A 16,389-nucleotide genomic window follows, 5' to 3' on the forward strand; every position below is an offset into this window, starting at 1 on the left:
AGACTTAAGTCGCGTTTAATTTTCCTGCGGATACTTGACCTGCCAGAGAGTAGAAGTTTCCCGTCTGCTTAAGAATGAACTCACTCCACCATGACAGAATTTCTCTACGCTTTTCAACATACTCTGCACCATTGTAAATAAGTCGCACACTGTTTTTATCCATGTGCGCCAAGCACACTTCGACTTGCTCAGGATCAAAGCGTTCAATATGTCCGAATTTCTGACAGTCATTAAGCGTGGTACTACCAACGGATCTCAGCCCATGAGCGACTATGGTTCCGCCCAAGCCTGAGCGCTTCATTGCCATATTGACAGTTTGAGGGTTCATGTAAGGTTTTTTTCCTCCTGGTTTACAGGATGGGAAAACATATTCGGAGTCACCCGTAATAGGATGCATATAGTCTAAGATTGCTTTAGCTTGCGGACTTAATGGAATGATATGGCTATTGTTGCCCTTCATTCTATAGCCCCCAATTTTTATAATCCCTTCCGCTTCGTTGTACTCATCCCAGCGTAATTTTGATATTTCGCCAGTTCGAGACAGTAGATGCAACATTAGCTCAAAAGCCGCACGAGTCGTGATTTGAATATTGCTATTCCCCATCTTCTCCATGACTTCGCCAAGACGCTCAGGGTTAACGGTGAGTTGATTAGAAGACTTCGGCTTTGAGAATGCATTATTAAGCGTAATAAAGTTAGCGTACTCCTTTGAACTAATGTATCCCTTACTCTCAGCAAACTCGGCTATCTGGCGAACAATCTGGCAACAGCGTTTAACGGTTTCTAAGTTGCCTCGCTTTTCGATGGGTTCAAGTACTTTGACAACCAGTGGCTTCTCTATCTTCTTGATCGGAATCTTGCCAAGTTTAGGAAGTAGGTAGTTATCTAAGCGACTCTTGATGTCCTGAGTGGCTCTGCGTTTACTTTTGATGTCTTTAAGTACCGATTCAGAAACAGTGCGACCTTGCTCATCCGCTTCTTTGCGTGCTTCTTTAATCTCGCTGTCGATGCTTATCTGATCTTCACGCTCTCTCTTGACTAAGAAAAGCTCTGCTACTTGCTTGAAAGTGAAACTTTGATTCAAGTAATCATGCATTTCGTCAAAGTTACTTTCCGTCACTTTGCCATCGGTCATGATGTTCGCAATTTCAACCTTAACTTTTGGATCTAAGTCATTGGCAATCATTTCGTTCAAAGCATAGGTTTTTCTACGAGCTTCAGCCAATGACAGAGCAGGGTATTTACCTAAGCTCATTTTCGTTTGCTTTTTAGTGAGTGGGCTAGTAAATGTGAAGAGCCAATTCTTAGTGATCCCTTTCTTACCGCTGCGAACTCGAAGAGAGAGACCTTCACCATCGCTGACAAGCAATTCGGTTTTGTTTTCTGGTAGGGTTAGGTTTTTATAGTAAGTATTTTTTTTCATTGTGTTGTTCCAACTTTCTGGGGGAATAACTGCATTCCCCAAATCTCCCCAAAACTATAACTATATGTTTTGGGGAATGGAATGGGGAGAAAGAAAGTTGGAATAGGCTGGGACACTCTGGGATGGTCTGGGACAGAAAAAAGTGGTAAATAGTAGAGAATTCAGGGATTTAAGGCATAAAAAAAGACGTCCTGGGACGTCTTAGTTTATTGAATTGGTGGAGCTGGCGGGAGTTGAACCCGCGTCCAAAAATCATTCATCATTGGTACTACATGCTTAGTCGATCTTTAATTTCACCAGCAACCTGCGAACCGACACGCTAGTTAAAGGCTAACCTGAATTGTTATTCGCGCTTTTCCTCTCAGGTGGGAGAATCCGCGCTAGCTAGTTTGGGTTTGATCTCTTATTGGTCCCCGTCTTACGAGCGGAAGCTAGGGTAAGAGAGCTCTGAGCAGGTTATTAAGCTGCTAGTGCGTAGTTTTCGTCGTTTGCGACTATTTTTTTGCGGCTTTTAACGTGGCCAACCGCCCCACGGCATGCACCTCAGACTTCAAAATTCCTGTCGAATCCTAAATCAGCCCCAAGTGTTATTTGCATAGTACCAGAAAAGCTTAACCTGTCTAGCACTGTGCGTTTAAGTGCTTAAAATTAACGCAAATTACTCTTCATAATTCGTGCTTTATCTCTCGCCCAATCTTTTTCTTTCATATCAGTACGTTTATCGTGCAGCTTTTTACCTTTCGCTACGCCAACTTTAATCTTCGCCCAAGAGCGAGACCAGTAAAGTGCAGTTGCGACAAGTGTCATGCCTTCACGGTTAATACGACCGATAAGGTTGTCGAGTTCTTTTCTCGACATAAGGAGTTTACGGATACGTGTTGGGTTCGCCACGATATGAGTACTCGCTTGAGTAAGCGGAGTGATCGTCATACCACTGATGAATGCTTCGCCATCTCGGATGTAAACGTAGCTTTCTGCGATATTAGTTTTGCCTTCACGTAGGGATTTTACTTCCCAGCCTTGTAGCTCAAGCCCCGCTTCTATCTCATCATCGATGAAATATTCGTGGCGAGCTTTCTTATTAAGCGCAATGGTATTACTACCGGCTTTTGATTTTGATTTATTCTTTGCCATAATGGCCTCATTATACGGATTGCGCCCTAGTTGGGGAATCCTTTTTATTTGCGCTCTGGCCCAATACAATTAAAATTGCAGTTTGTGTTAATGTAACGCTGTCTTTAACAGGAGTCTATATGCCAAAGGTTACTCGTTCAGCATTAGTGTCGTTTAGTGCCGACCAGATGTTCAGCTTGGTCAATGATGTTGCTCGTTATCACGAGTTTTTGCCAGGGTGTTCTGGTTCACGTGTGATCGAATCTTCAGATTCAACTATGGTGGCTTCGGTTGATGTCTCTAAAGCCGGTATCAGCAAAACATTTACTACGTCTAATCGCTTAGCGGAAGGCGCTGAGATTTTGATGGAGCTGGTGGACGGCCCATTCAAAAAATTGCAGGGTGGTTGGTACTTTACTCCTCTTGACGATCAGGCGTGTAAGGTTGAGCTTAAGTTGGAGTTTGAATTTTCTAGCCGAATGATTGAAATGGCTTTTGGTAAGATTTTCAATGAACTGACGAGCAATATGGTCAGTGCTTTTACTCAACGCGCGAAACAGGTTTACTAAGCCATGACTATTGAATCAGATATGATCCACGTAGAAGTTGTGTTTGCGCTTCCACACGAGCAGCGTGTGTTTACCTTAGTTGTGAACAAGAACGCGACCGTTGAAGAGATCATCGCGCAGTCTGGTGTTTTGGAGCTGTATCCAGAGATCGACTTGGCAAAAAACAAGGTTGGTGTATTCAGCCGTAACGTTAAGTTAGATGCGACGGTTCGTGATAAAGACCGTATCGAAATCTATCGTGCACTATTGGCTGATCCAAAAGAGATTCGCCGTAAGCGTGCCGAACAAGCGAAAGCAGCTGCTGCCAAGTAGTATTGTAAAACCGATTTGATTAAGAAGAGCTCGCTATATTAGCGAGCTTTTTTGTGCCCGCGGGTTGGACACGGTGAGTTAATTTGTTAGCGAATATTAAAAAGCCTGCTCATTGAGCAGGCTTTTGCGATTCATACCTTGTCGACTGATAGTTTTGTCGACCGATAGTTTTATCGGCTGAGAGCTTTGTTGACTGGAAAGCTAGCGAAGGCTTTCGAAGAACTCATCACTGGCTTCAAAATCACCGTTGATCGTTACTAGAGTGCCAGTAGCATCAAAGTTCACGACAAGGTTTTTCTGAATAGGGTCGTTGTGACCTTTTTGATGGTGGTAAATGTAGTACCACGTATCTGGGTAGCCATTTTCGATAAGCATAGGTGAGCCCATAACGTAACGAACTTGTGTTTTTGTCATGCCAAACTTGAGCTGGTCGACAGCTTCTTGTTCAACATAGTTACCCTGATTGATGTCAATTCGATAAACCAACTTCTCTAGTAGAGAGCAACCGGTCAACATTGTTAGTGCAAGTGGAACTGCAACTAACCACTTTTTAATTCGCATAGTTTGAGATCTTTCTTCGCTAAAATACTGCCTGATAATAAACAAGCTCCAGCAAGAAGTAAAAAGCTCCTTGCGCTTTGAGCTTGTTATGACTGGCAATTTTGAATTTAGTTGCAAAATTGCCAAGAATTTTCGGTAAATTATCAGAAAGTTGCTGAATATTTGACCTAAGCTGCGATTAATAACTCTTTTGCGTTGGCAAGGGTCGATTCTGTAATTTGGCTGCCACCAAGCAGGCGAGCAAGCTCTGAAACGCGTTGTTGCTCATCAAGCGTGTGCATTTGCGTTTCTGTTTTACCCGACTTGGTACTCTTCGCCACGAACAGTTGTTGGTGACCACAGCCTGCGACTTGAGGTAAGTGAGTCACACACATAACTTGTGTTGATTCACCTAGTGTACGCAGCATTTTTCCGACAACCGCAGCCGTTGGTCCACTGATACCCACATCGACTTCATCGAAAATCAGACTTGGTGTGTCGACTTTCTGTGCCGTGATGACCTGAATTGCGAGTGAGATTCGTGATAGTTCACCACCAGAGGCAACTTTAGCAATTGGCTGCATTGGTTGGCCAGGGTTCGTCGACACAATAAAGGTCACGTTATCCATACCTAGTGGTGATGGGTGTGTATTGGTGTTGTTCACTTCAATGGCAAACTGCGCTTTTTCCATGCTCAGTTCGTGCATGCTTTGTGTGATCAGTTTGTTCAGCTCTTTCGCGTAACGAGCACGAGACTTATGCAGCTTTTCTGATTTCGCCACGAAAGACTGGTATTGGTTCTCAACTTCGTTAGCTAATTCATCCAGCTTTTCATCAGAGCAATCCAGCGCTTCGACCTGTTGTAGCAAGTCTTGGTGGTGCTTATAAAGTTCTTCTGGCAACACATGGTGTTTACGCGACATCGACATCACTTTAGAGAAGCGTTCTTCCACGTAAGCCATGCGAGCAGGGTCGACATCAATGCTGTCTAAGTAACTTCTTAACTCACTATTGGTCTCTTCAATCTGAATGATGGCTTCAGAGAGCAGGTTTGGTAGCTCAGCTAGTCTTTCATCCAAATCAGCAAGTTGAATTAGGGAGTGATTGGCCGATTGCAAAATACCAAGCGCATTAACTTCTTCACCTTCGTAAATAAGTTCGATAGCTTGCTGGCAGGTTGAGGCCAATTCTCCGCTATTGGAGAGGCGCTTATGCTCTTGTTCGAGCTCTTCATATTCTTCCTCCCCAATAGATAACTCGTTTAGCTCTTTGATTTGATATTCAAGAAGCTGTTTTTGAGCTTGGTTTTGTTGGCTGTTTTCACGCAACTCTTTTAGATGGTTATCCGCTTGTCGCCATGCTTGGTAAGCGTTACGGGTCGACTTCAATAGGTTCAAGTGGCCTGCGTATTGATCAAGCATGGCCATTTGGTAGTCGCTCTTCATCAATTGATGGTGCGCGTGTTGACCATGAATGTTGATCAGCAGTTGTCCCAATGATTTCAGTTGCGAAAGAGGAACCGGGCTGCCGTTGATGAATGCGCGAGAACGGCCCTCTTTAGAGATGGTTCTGCGTAATATGCATTCACCGCCATCAAGCAGTTCGTTGTCTTCTAACCAGCGAGTTGCATGCAGATTGTTCTCAAGTAAAAAAGCGGCACTGACTTCGGTTTTCTCTTCACCTTGCCTAACCATTCCTGCATCTGATCTTCCTCCAAGACATAAGCCTAAAGCATCGATAGCGATAGATTTACCCGCACCCGTTTCCCCGGTGATTGTTGTCATGCCTTTAGATAGTTCTAGCTGTAAAGACTTAACAATAGCGAAATTATTAACACTTAAATGAGCCAGCATTTTTATTTACCTGTATAACTGAACAATACTGTATATAAGTTCAGTATATACTGTTTCTTTATACAGTAAAGTCGGCAGGTGAAAATTTTTTGCGATAGCTCTCAGAATTGAATTTGTCTGTAGATCACTGAAAGCACGATAGATTCCCAACACAGTCGTTCCTCCCTTTTGGGAATGACGGTATAAGCAAATTGACGAGAAGTGAGAGCCGACGGGTGTTCAGTGGGCAATAAAAAAGGCTGACGAGTGTCGCCAGCCTTTAAAATTTTCGGTTATTGCTAGAGTCGTTTAGCTAAAACAACTTACTCGACCAGCCCAGTTTGTTACGTAGGACATGGTAGTAGTTGTAGTCTTTCGGGTGGATCAGCTTTAGCACATTCGGGCTTTGGTAAATGTGGATCTCGTCGCCCGGAGACACAGGTAGTGAGATTTGACCATCGCAGCTGACTTCTTGAGTGCCGCGGTTATCAGGCGATACGATCAGCTTGATGCGGCGTTTGCCATCGACCACTAGTGGGCGGCTTGAAAGCGTGTGCGGGAACATGGGTACCAAAGAGATCGCATTCAAACTTGATGACAAAATAGGACCGCCACCAGAAAGCGAGTAGGCCGTTGAACCTGTCGGAGTTGAAACGATCAAACCATCAGAACGTTGAGAGAAAGCAAAGCTGTCATCGATGTACACTTCAAACTCGATCATGTGTGCAACTTGACCGGGGTGAAGTACTGCTTCGTTGAGTGCGGCGTTGTGGCTTTTTATTTGGCCGTGGCGATGAATTTCCGTTTCAAGTAAGAAGCGCTCTTCTTCCATGAACTCGCCTTTAAGCACATCCGTCAGCGCGCTCTGGAAGTTTTCAGGGTTAAGATCGGTTAGGAAACCAAGGTTGCCTCGGTTAACACCGATCACTGAAATATCGAAGCGTGACAAGATTCGAGCGGCACCAAGCATATTTCCGTCACCACCGACCACAATCGCAAGATCGGCGCGTTTCCCTAATTCAATCAGGCTAGAAAAATGTTCTTTTGGGATATCGTCTAAAATTGTGGCGAGTCTGTCATCAACAAACACTTGATAACCCTCAGCACTTAACCACTGATAGAGCTCTCTATGAGTCTGAATTGCTTGCTGATCTCGAGGTTTACCGATAATGGCAATGACTTCAAATGGCTTTTTCATAACGTTTCCAAACGAATTAGGCTTGAATCAAAATTCTTCATCCCCATAATAAAGGCAAGTTGAACGTCTATGCGAGTGTTTTATATCAATTTGGGGTGCAAACACGCCTGTCACTTGCATTGAAAACGAATTCTGGAGATATCATGAGCAACGAAGAAAACAAAGTAACCGAAGAAGAGCTAGATCAGATCATTGCTGAAGCAGAAAAAGTGGAAGCTGCTGAACTGAGCGAAGACGCTGCTGATGAGCAGGAAGCAAAAATCGCTCAACTAGAAGCTGCACTGCTATCTAGCGAATCTAAAGTGAAAGAGCAGCAAGATTCTGTTCTTCGCGCGAAAGCTGAAGTTGAAAACATGCGTCGCCGCAGCGAGCAAGAAATTGATAAAGCGCGTAAATTCGCTTTGAACAAGTTTGCTGAAGGTCTACTTCCTGTAATCGACAACCTAGAGCGTGCAATGCAAGCGGCAGATGCTGAAAACGAAGTGGTTAAGCCTTTGTTTGAAGGTGTTGAGCTAACGCACAAAACGTTTGTAGACACAGTGGCTAAGTTTGGTCTTAAAGAGATCAACCCTGAAGGTGAAGTGTTCAACCCTGAATTCCACCAAGCAATGTCTATCCAAGAAAGCCCAGATCACGAATCAAACACGGTTATGTTCGTGATGCAAAAAGGCTACGAACTAAACGGTCGTGTAGTTCGTCCGGCAATGGTTATGGTTGCTAAGTAATTAAGTCGCCAAGTGATTGACTGGCGCACTTACTGAATAAGTAGGGGCTGCAACACAATTCACTGGCTACCGTAAAATGAAAAGAGAGGCATAGGTCTCTCTTTTTTTGTGCCTGTCATTTGAGAGTCCACGTAAACAGTCATCAAAACCGCATTAAGAATGTCGTTCTTTTTATTTTACCTATATCAACGATTTAGAGTTTTATATTATGAAACTGGTTGTTAATGAAGAAATGTTTTGATGTCACATTTGTAATGTTTTTGTAAATAAATACTTTTAATTGTTATCTTTGTATGTAAAATCCACTGCCATATAGCGATTTTAGTCGCATATATAACTATAAAAGTACAAAATTTAAACACAACAGACTGGAGAAGAACGATGGATAAATCGCTCTCAAGTAAGATTTTTGTAGGCTTGTTTGCCGGCCTACTTATTGGTACTGCTATTCAGTACCTATTCAGCGGTATTGCTATTTTTGACACTTACCTACTTGGTGCTGCGGAAGGCGCTGGTGGTATGTTCGTATCACTTATCAAGTTGCTGGTAGTGCCTCTTGTATACGTATCTATTGTTTGCGGTATCGTTGAACTAAAAGATATCCGCTCATTTGGTCGCCTTGGTGGTAAAACCTTTGGTCTTTACATTATTAACACCATCATTGCGATTTCTGCTGCTCTAACGATTGGTCTTATTTTCCAACCTGGTGCTGGTGCAAACCTAGCAGGTACGGTTTCTGAGACAATTGCGCTTACAACCACTGAAACACCAGACATCTTCTCTCTTGTTGTTAACATCGTTCCTAGCAACCCTGTAGAAGCGTTCGCAAGCGGCGATATGCTACAAATCATCTTCATGGCAATTTTGACAGGTCTTGCGATTCAAGCGCTTGATTCTCGTGGTGGTCCAGCTATCAAGACATTCAAGATGGCTAACGAAATCATGATGAAGCTTATCGGTCTAGTAATGAGCTTGGCGCCTTACGGTGTATTTGCTCTGATGATTCAGCTGGGCGCAACACTGGATGCAGACACGCTAATGTCAGTTGCTGGCTATGTGGCGCTTGTGGTTGCAATGCTTGTGTTCTGGATTTTCTTCTTCTACCCAATGATGGTTGGTTCATTCACTGGCATTTCTCCAAAGCAGTTCCTACGTGCAACTCGTGAGCAAGTTCTATTCTCACTATCTACAGCAAGTTCGAATGCAACAATCCCAGTAACAATGCGTACTCTAACTGACAAACTAAACGTATCTAAGTCAGTAGCAGGTTTCGGTGTACCACTAGGCGCAACAATGAACATGTCTGGTGTATCTATCTACATCGCACTAGCGACAATGTTCGTTGCGAACGCTTTCGGTCAACCAATCAATACAGCTGACATCTTCACTCTTGGCCTAACTATCCTGCTACTGTCTATCGGTGCTGGTGGTGTTCCAGGTGGCGGTGTTGTGATGGTAGGTGTTCTATTGCACCAACTAGGTTTGCCACCAGAAGGTCTAGCGATTGTTGCTGCTGTTGACCGTATCTGTGACATGTTCTGTACTTCATCTAACGTAGTGGGCGACACAGCGGTTAACACTATCGTTGCTAAGTCTGAAGGCGAAATCGGCGTTGAAACAAACGAAGAAGCTGAACTACAGAAAGCAGAAGCTTAATTCTTAATTAAGACTCGATAACTGGAAGCCCCGCTCAATGAGAGCGGGGCTTAATTATATGGTCCGCCTCACTCTCAAGCCCTTAAGCTTAGAGTAGGCTCTCAGAATGAGGTGAACCATATGTCTTCTATTCATATTTTAGGTATCGACCTAGGTAAACACTGCTTCCATGCTATCGCACATAACCGTTGTGGGGTGGAGGTGCTTCGTCGTAAATTTAATCGCAATCAACTCTTAATCTTTCTTAGTAAAATAGAACCAACAACTATTGCTTTCGAAGCTTGTGGCGGTGCTCATTGGCTTGCTCGAAAGTGTGGTGAGCTTGGTCATCAACCCCGACTTATTCCTCTTCAGTATGTAAAGCCTTATGTCAAAGGCAATAAAAACGATTTCATCGATGCTTCAGCGATCGCAGAGGCTGCGAGTCGACCGACCATGAGATTTGTGGCTGTAAAAAGTGAAGAGGCTCAAGTCATCGCAGCGATTCATCGAGTCAGAGATAGTTATATCAAGGAGAGAACCGCCACTATGTCGCGGATCGGCGCGATCTTACTTGAGTTTGGCCTTAGCTTTCCCAAAGGGCATGCAAAGATGAAGTCTCTGTTTCAATGGTTAGCAGAACAAACAGTATCACTACCAGAAAGCTTGCTATGTGAATTGATATCTATCCATGAACACTACAAGTACCTCAATGAACAAATCAAAACCCAAGATATCAAGCTTCAAACTATTGTTGATAATAACGAAAGTGCTCAATTATTAAAAACTATCCCTGGAATTGGCGATCTTACCTCCACATTGTGTATTGCTGATGTAAGCTCTCCGAGTAACTTCACCAATGGCCGCGAGATGGCGGCTTGGTTGGGACTTGTACCAAGGCAATTCTCAACGGGAGGAAATACCAAGCTACTTGGTATGAGTAAACGAGGAAATAAGCACCTCAGAAACTCTGTTTATCCATGGCGCAAGAGCTGTACTCTCTAGGCTAGAGACGACAGGGAAAGTGTTTGGAGAGTGGCTTGTGAACCTACGAGCCACCAAACCATTTAATGTAGTGGTAGTTGCATTAGCCAACAAGCTAGTGAGGATAGCTTGGGCGGTGTTATACCACCGCCAAGCTTTTAAGGCTGTTTAGCTATAACCAAGTTTGCAACGCCAATGAACGTGATGACAAAAACGGTCAATCGGCCAGATTAAGAACCTGACACAAAAAATAGCAATCAATGCTTTGGGCTTTTTAAGGATAATCTGCGCGGATATCATCGTGGAGCTGGGAAGCTAGTGCTCCCAACAAGGACTCCGAATACATTAGCGCAAACCAACTCCGTTATTACTTAATTGTAGTTGCAATAACGGGGCGGACCATACATTTTTGTTGCTGCTAATAAGTGCTCGGTGTTGCTTGGCTAGTTAGTAGGTTAAAAGAGGACCTCTGGTTGGTGCTAAGTCTCATTTTTTATTTTTATAGACACCTTATCGGTCATCAGTTTTCAATATTTAATATAGATCACATATAATAATACAATATTATTTTATTGTTCTGGCAACCTACATTCTGACGACATAAAGGAAACCAAATGATGAAGTTGTCCTACCTTAGCCTACTGACTGCTGGTCTTTTAGCTGCGCCTGCTCTTGCTTCTAATCACGATGTTGGTCAACAGTTTGACCTTGATCCGGCAAAAGCACCGGCACAGAACTTCGATTTATCTAAATGGAAAATTAACTTACCTGAGCTGACAACCGAGGGAGACCGTAAAGGTAAAACTCTGGAGATTGGTAAGAAGGAATTGTCGAATGTAGAAACGCCTTATGTTCACCCTAAATGGTTCTACACAGATGCGGAATCTGGTGCGATGGTGTTTGTGGCTCCAAATACCGCGCCAACCACACCAAACAGTAAGAATACGCGCAGTGAACTAAGAGCAATGCTGGCAGAGAGTTACTCGGCTCCAAATAATAACTTCGCGATTTCAAGCCATGACAATGCGCAAGAGTTTGGTTCTATTGGCGGTCAAATGACGGCAACGCTTTCTGTCGACCAAGTTAGTACCAGTGGTAACTACAAAAAGACAGGCGCATTCTCAGTGGTGATTGGTCAAATTCATGGTTCAGATAATGAGCCTCTCAAGATCGTTTACCGTAAATTGCCAGAGCATGAGCACGGTTCTTTAACGTGGAACTATGAACTGAACCCGCCGACAGAGATGAAAGATGCGAAGGACGAAAACGGCAAGAAACTTCGTAAAGACATTCGCCATGATGTGTTTGGTCAATACAACCTGAAGAAGGGCAGTGCTGACCCAGTCGATGGTATTAAATTAGGTGAGGTGTTCTCATACGATGTGAATATCAAAGACAACATCATGCACTTAACCTTTACTAAGAATCCAAACTCATCTGACCCAATCGTGAAGACATACGATGTTGATTTGGCAAAGGGTAAATATCAAGGACACGACATCGACCTTGGTTACGGCCAAGATTGGATGTATTTCAAAGCGGGCGCCTACAACCAGTGCAACACCAAGAAGTCGAGTTCGGCTTGTGAATGGCGTGGTATGGAAGCGGGTGACTACACTCAAGCAAGCTTCTACCAGTTAGTGTTAAATCAATAAGTATTCGATTGATATCGATATTGGCTGATATCCATATCGATTGACACCTATTTAAAAAAGACCTTCTAAGTGAAGGTCTTTTTTTTATGTGAAAGAGAATATGACGGATATTTTCTTTGCATAGCAAACACGCGAATATCTCTACTTTCGAGCCATAAGGGGTAAGGGATAGGCCACTTTTTATATTTATGTAAAAAGATGCGCGAAAAAATAGATTTTTTTCACTTATTCCCTTGAAAACCAGTTTGCAGCCCTTATCTATGGTGCATACGAAAGCAAATTACATTTGCACTTTAATTTTGTGTATTAGGGTTGATTCTCTAATTACCACCCCCACATATGTGGGTATAGCAAAAACTTAATAGAATATATTTCGGAGATGGCCTGATGGGTAAAATCATTGGTATTGATTTAGGTACTACTAACTCTTGTGTTGCTGTTCTTGACGGCGACAAACCACGCGTAATTGAAAATGCTGAAGGTGAACGCACAACAGCATCAGTAATCGCATACACAGAAGGCGAAACGCTAGTTGGTCAACCTGCAAAACGTCAAGCTGTTACTAACCCTCAAAACACACTGTTCGCTATCAAGCGTCTAATCGGTCGTCGTTTTGAAGATGAAGAAGTTCAACGCGATATCGAAATCATGCCTTTCAACATTGTTAAGGCTGATAACGGTGATGCATGGGTTGAAGCGCAAGGCCAAAAAATGGCTGCTCCTCAAGTATCTGCTGAAGTTCTTAAGAAAATGAAGAAAACAGCTGAAGACTTCCTAGGCGAAGAAGTAACTGGCGCAGTAGTAACTGTTCCTGCTTACTTTAACGATGCTCAACGTCAAGCAACTAAAGATGCTGGCCGTATCGCTGGTCTAGATGTTAAACGTATCATCAACGAACCAACTGCTGCTGCTCTAGCTTACGGTCTAGACAAGCAAGGCGGTGATCGCACTATCGCTGTATACGACCTTGGTGGTGGTACATTCGATATCTCTATCATCGAAATCGATGAAGTAGAAGGCGAGAAGACTTTCGAAGTTCTTTCAACTAACGGTGACACTCACCTTGGTGGTGAAGATTTCGATAACCGCATGATCAACTACCTAGTAGATGAGTTCAAGAAAGAGCAAGGTATCGACCTTAAAGCTGATCCACTAGCAATGCAGCGTGTTAAAGAAGCAGCAGAAAAAGCGAAAATCGAGCTTTCTTCTACTACTCAAACTGACGTAAACCTACCTTACGTTACTGCTGATGCGACTGGTCCTAAGCACATGAACATCAAAGTGACTCGTGCGAAGCTTGAGTCTCTAGTTGAAGACCTAGTTCAACGTTCTCTTGAGCCACTAAAAGTAGCTCTAGCAGATGCTGATCTATCTGTAGGCGAAATCACTGACGTTATCCTAGTTGGTGGTCAGACTCGTATGCCTATGGTTCAAGCTAAAGTAACTGAATTCTTCGGTAAAGAGCCACGTAAAGACGTGAACCCTGACGAAGCTGTTGCAATGGGTGCTGCTGTTCAAGGTGGTGTACTAGCTGGTGACGTTAAAGACGTTCTACTACTAGACGTTACTCCTCTATCTTTCGGTATCGAAACGATGGGCGGCGTGATGACTAAGCTTATCGAGAAAAACACAACTATCCCGACTAAAGCGGATCAAGTGTTCTCTACAGCTGAAGACAACCAAAACGCAGTAACTATCCACGTTCTTCAAGGTGAGCGTAAGCAAGCGACTTACAACAAGTCTCTTGGTCAGTTCAACCTAGAAGGTATCCAACCAGCACCACGTGGCATGCCACAAATCGAAGTAACATTCGACCTAGATGCTGATGGTATCCTGAACGTATCTGCTAAAGATAAAGCGACTGGTAAAGAGCAGAAGATCACTATCCAAGCATCAGGCGGTCTGTCTGAGGAAGAGATCGAAGCAATGGTACAAGAAGCAGAAGCTAACAAAGAAGCGGACAAGAAGTTCGAAGAGCTAGTAACTGCACGTAACCAAGCTGACCAAATGATTCACGGTACTCGTAAGCAAGTAGAAGAAGCTGGTGAAGCTCTACCTGCAGAAGAGAAAGAGAAGATCGAAGCAGCTATCACGGCACTAGAAGAAGTTAAGTCTGGTAACGATAAAGAAGCTATCGACGCTAAAGTTCAAGAACTTATGCAAGCAGCTCAGAAGCTAATGGAAATCGCTCAACAACAAGCTCAAGCACAGCAAGCTGGCGCTGAAGCGGGTGAGCAACCTAAGCAAGACGACGACGTGGTAGACGCGGAGTTTGAAGAAGTTAAAGACGACAAAAAGTAATTTTTCGTCGCTATAACACGTGATTTCTGCGTCGAAGGTACTCACTTACACTTGTAAGCTCTGTGCCTTCTCCTTGAACTAACGTGTTTTAGCTTAGAAAAGTCGTTTTTCGATTTCTAAATATACGGGCGTCAGAGGTAACTCTCACGCCCGTAAATTTGTATTTAGACTTGTCGATCTAGATAATAGCTTTATTCGGCGTTTCAGCCGGCAGAACTTTTATCTAGATTGATACACAGACTACTGAAGTGATCATTCGGTAGTAGCAATTATTTTGGTGACCTAGAACATGTCAAAACGTGATTTTTACGAAGTATTAGGCGTAAGCCGCGATGCATCAGAGCGCGATATTAAAAAAGCGTACAAACGCTTAGCGATGAAATTCCACCCGGACCGTAACCAGGGTGACGACACCGCAGCAGATAAGTTTAAAGAAGTAAAAGTAGCGTACGAGATCCTAACCGATCCTCAAAAGAAAGCAGCTTACGACCAATACGGCCACGCAGCTTTTGAACAAGGCGGCATGGGTGGCGGCGGCGGTTTCGGCGGCGGTGGCCAAGGTGACTTCGGCGATATCTTCGGTGACGTATTTGGCGACATCTTCGGCGGCGGTCGTCGTGGTGGCGGTCAAGCACGTGCACAACGTGGTTCTGATTTACGTTACAACATGGAGCTTTCTCTAGAAGAAGCAGTTCGTGGTGTTTCTAAAGAAATCGAAGTTCCAACACTGGTTGAGTGTGATACGTGTGATGGTAGCGGCGCGAAGAAAGGTTCTTCAGCGCAAACTTGTGGCACTTGTCATGGCCACGGCCAAGTACAAATGCGTCAAGGTTTCTTCGCGGTTCAACAGACTTGTCCTACTTGTAATGGTAAAGGCAAGATCATCAAAGACCCATGTAACTCTTGTCACGGTCAAGGCCGTAAGCAGAAGACCAAAACACTTAATGTTAAGATCCCTGCAGGTGTTGATACTGGCGATCGTATTCGTCTCTCTGGCGAAGGCGAAGCGGGAGAGCAAGGCGCTCCAGCTGGCGACCTGTACGTACAAGTACACGTAAAAGAGCACAACATCTTTGAGCGTGACGGCAACAATCTTTACTGTGAAGTTCCAGTAAGCTTCTCTATGGCTGCTTTAGGCGGTGAAGTTGAAGTTCCAACACTGGATGGTCGTGTAAACCTTAAAGTGCCAGAAGAAACACAAACGGGCCGTATGTTCCGTATGCGTGGCAAAGGCGTGAAAGGCGTTCGTGGCGGCGGCGTAGGTGACCTAATCGTTAAGCTAGTGGTTGAGACTCCAGTTAAGCTAAGCTCTCGTCAGAAAGAACTACTGCGTGAATTCGAAGAAACATGTTGTGGCGAAGCGGCAAGCAAGCACAAGCCAAAGTCTGAAGGTTTCTTCAGCGGCGTTAAAAACTTCTTCGATGACCTAACTAAGTAATCAATTTATTGACGTCTTCGGTTATTAACACCTTGAGTTTTTATAATTTAAGTTGTTGATAAAATTGGAAAAGCCTGCTCAATGTAGCAGGCTTTTTTGTGTCTTTAGGTTAGAGAAAAGAAGCTCATAGAGGAAAGAACTGAGGTTGCACAGAAAAATTTTAGAGCCCTTTGGTGGTTGCCCTTGCTACTTCCAACACGCTTCTGGTTCTGAAACCCCTGAGTGGTGTAATTCCAAGATATCGGTCGTTGAATCTAAGCACTCATCGTTTTTTGTGGTGAAAGTGGTTCAGCTTGAATCGAATAGGTGGTGCTACTCGCAGAGATCGCTAGCGTGTACCGGCTAGTATCGGTATCGCAAAACAAGCATGTCCCTCCTGAAATAATATTCTCCGCTGCCGATGCATAGTTCCCTGTGTATAGGGTTTCTATCTCCAGTTGTATCTTGGTTAAGTCGGCCATCGCTGTAACTCGATGCGCCTTGGTAACATGGCTGGTATAAGTCGGGTACGCAATGGCACCAAGTATCCCCACGATGACGACAGCGAGCAATAATTCGATCAATGTCATTCCTCTAATGCTTAAGTTGTTGTTGTTGCATATATTTATTCGAATCATCGCGAGTAGTTTCCTTTCATAACTCTGTCTATTTTTCTCCGGTGGTA

Annotated in this window: 12 protein-coding genes, 1 other RNA gene and 2 pseudogenes; 8 read left to right on the forward strand and 7 right to left on the reverse strand. The window is 43.9% G+C overall.

Annotated features, from left to right (window positions below; all coding sequences use genetic code 11):
- Positions 1 to 4: 4 nt before the first annotated feature.
- The 3 genes from ITG10_RS11545 to smpB form a co-directional block, all read right to left on the reverse strand.
- Positions 5 to 1,423: an integrase arm-type DNA-binding domain-containing protein gene (locus tag ITG10_RS11545; RefSeq protein WP_248386406.1), complete on the reverse strand. Its 1,419-nt coding sequence runs from the start codon at positions 1,421 to 1,423 to the stop codon at positions 5 to 7.
- A gap of 215 nt (positions 1,424 to 1,638) precedes the next feature.
- Positions 1,639 to 2,005: a transfer-messenger RNA gene (gene ssrA / locus ITG10_RS11550) on the reverse strand.
- A gap of 66 nt (positions 2,006 to 2,071) precedes the next feature.
- Positions 2,072 to 2,557 (reverse strand): SsrA-binding protein SmpB, encoded by a 486-nt coding sequence (smpB, locus tag ITG10_RS11555; RefSeq protein ID WP_004735156.1) that lies wholly within the window; start codon positions 2,555 to 2,557, stop codon positions 2,072 to 2,074.
- A 119-nt stretch (positions 2,558 to 2,676) separates the two neighbouring features.
- On the opposite strand from smpB, the gene ITG10_RS11560 reads away from it, so the two are divergent.
- Together ITG10_RS11560 and ITG10_RS11565 are read left to right on the forward strand one after the other, a co-directional pair.
- Positions 2,677 to 3,105: an SRPBCC family protein gene (locus ITG10_RS11560; RefSeq protein ID WP_016767156.1), complete on the forward strand. Its 429-nt coding sequence runs from the start codon at positions 2,677 to 2,679 to the stop codon at positions 3,103 to 3,105.
- 3 nt (positions 3,106 to 3,108) lie between these two features.
- Positions 3,109 to 3,417, forward strand: coding sequence for an RnfH family protein (locus ITG10_RS11565; protein WP_004737569.1), 309 nt, complete (start codon positions 3,109 to 3,111; stop codon positions 3,415 to 3,417).
- A 201-nt stretch (positions 3,418 to 3,618) separates the two neighbouring features.
- On the opposite strand, the gene bamE is transcribed toward ITG10_RS11565, so the two are convergent.
- From bamE to nadK, 3 genes are all read right to left on the reverse strand, one after another.
- The gene (gene bamE, locus ITG10_RS11570; RefSeq protein WP_009848326.1) at positions 3,619 to 3,978 is read right to left on the reverse strand and encodes an outer membrane protein assembly factor BamE; all 360 of its coding nucleotides are present in this window, start codon (positions 3,976 to 3,978) and stop codon (positions 3,619 to 3,621) included.
- 167 nt (positions 3,979 to 4,145) lie between these two features.
- Entirely contained in the window at positions 4,146 to 5,810 is a 1,665-nt protein-coding gene (recN, locus tag ITG10_RS11575) for a DNA repair protein RecN (protein WP_248386407.1), read from the reverse strand.
- Between the two features lie 292 nt (positions 5,811 to 6,102).
- Positions 6,103 to 6,987: an NAD(+) kinase gene (nadK, locus tag ITG10_RS11580; protein WP_017066747.1), complete on the reverse strand. Its 885-nt coding sequence runs from the start codon at positions 6,985 to 6,987 to the stop codon at positions 6,103 to 6,105.
- 143 nt (positions 6,988 to 7,130) lie between these two features.
- On the opposite strand from nadK, the gene grpE reads away from it, so the two are divergent.
- The 6 genes and pseudogenes from grpE to dnaJ all read left to right on the forward strand — a co-directional run bounded on the left by grpE (position 7,131) and on the right by dnaJ (position 15,725).
- A complete protein-coding gene (gene grpE / locus ITG10_RS11585; RefSeq protein WP_017629405.1) occupies positions 7,131 to 7,712 on the forward strand; it encodes a nucleotide exchange factor GrpE in 582 nt (193 codons plus the stop codon).
- A gap of 381 nt (positions 7,713 to 8,093) precedes the next feature.
- Positions 8,094 to 9,368 (forward strand): dicarboxylate/amino acid:cation symporter, encoded by a 1,275-nt coding sequence (locus ITG10_RS11590; RefSeq protein ID WP_017629404.1) that lies wholly within the window; start codon positions 8,094 to 8,096, stop codon positions 9,366 to 9,368.
- A gap of 120 nt (positions 9,369 to 9,488) precedes the next feature.
- A pseudogene (locus ITG10_RS11595) lies at positions 9,489 to 10,503 on the forward strand (IS110 family transposase).
- A gap of 445 nt (positions 10,504 to 10,948) precedes the next feature.
- Complete coding sequence (locus tag ITG10_RS11600; RefSeq protein WP_026084362.1) at positions 10,949 to 11,986, forward strand: polysaccharide lyase family 7 protein; 1,038 nt, start codon at positions 10,949 to 10,951, stop codon at positions 11,984 to 11,986.
- 387 nt (positions 11,987 to 12,373) lie between these two features.
- Positions 12,374 to 14,287: a molecular chaperone DnaK gene (gene dnaK / locus ITG10_RS11605; protein ID WP_017631959.1), complete on the forward strand. Its 1,914-nt coding sequence runs from the start codon at positions 12,374 to 12,376 to the stop codon at positions 14,285 to 14,287.
- A gap of 289 nt (positions 14,288 to 14,576) precedes the next feature.
- On the forward strand, positions 14,577 to 15,725 hold the full coding sequence (dnaJ, locus tag ITG10_RS11610) for a molecular chaperone DnaJ (RefSeq protein ID WP_176681898.1): 1,149 nt from the start codon (positions 14,577 to 14,579) through the stop codon (positions 15,723 to 15,725).
- 186 nt (positions 15,726 to 15,911) lie between these two features.
- Here the strand turns inward: dnaJ and ITG10_RS11615 are convergent.
- Positions 15,912 to 16,342: pseudogene (locus ITG10_RS11615) on the reverse strand (type IV pilin protein).
- Between the last annotated feature and the right edge of the window lie 47 nt (positions 16,343 to 16,389).

It is taken from the genome of Vibrio sp. ED004 (assembly GCF_023206395.1).
In the GTDB taxonomy this organism is placed as follows: domain Bacteria; phylum Pseudomonadota; class Gammaproteobacteria; order Enterobacterales; family Vibrionaceae; genus Vibrio.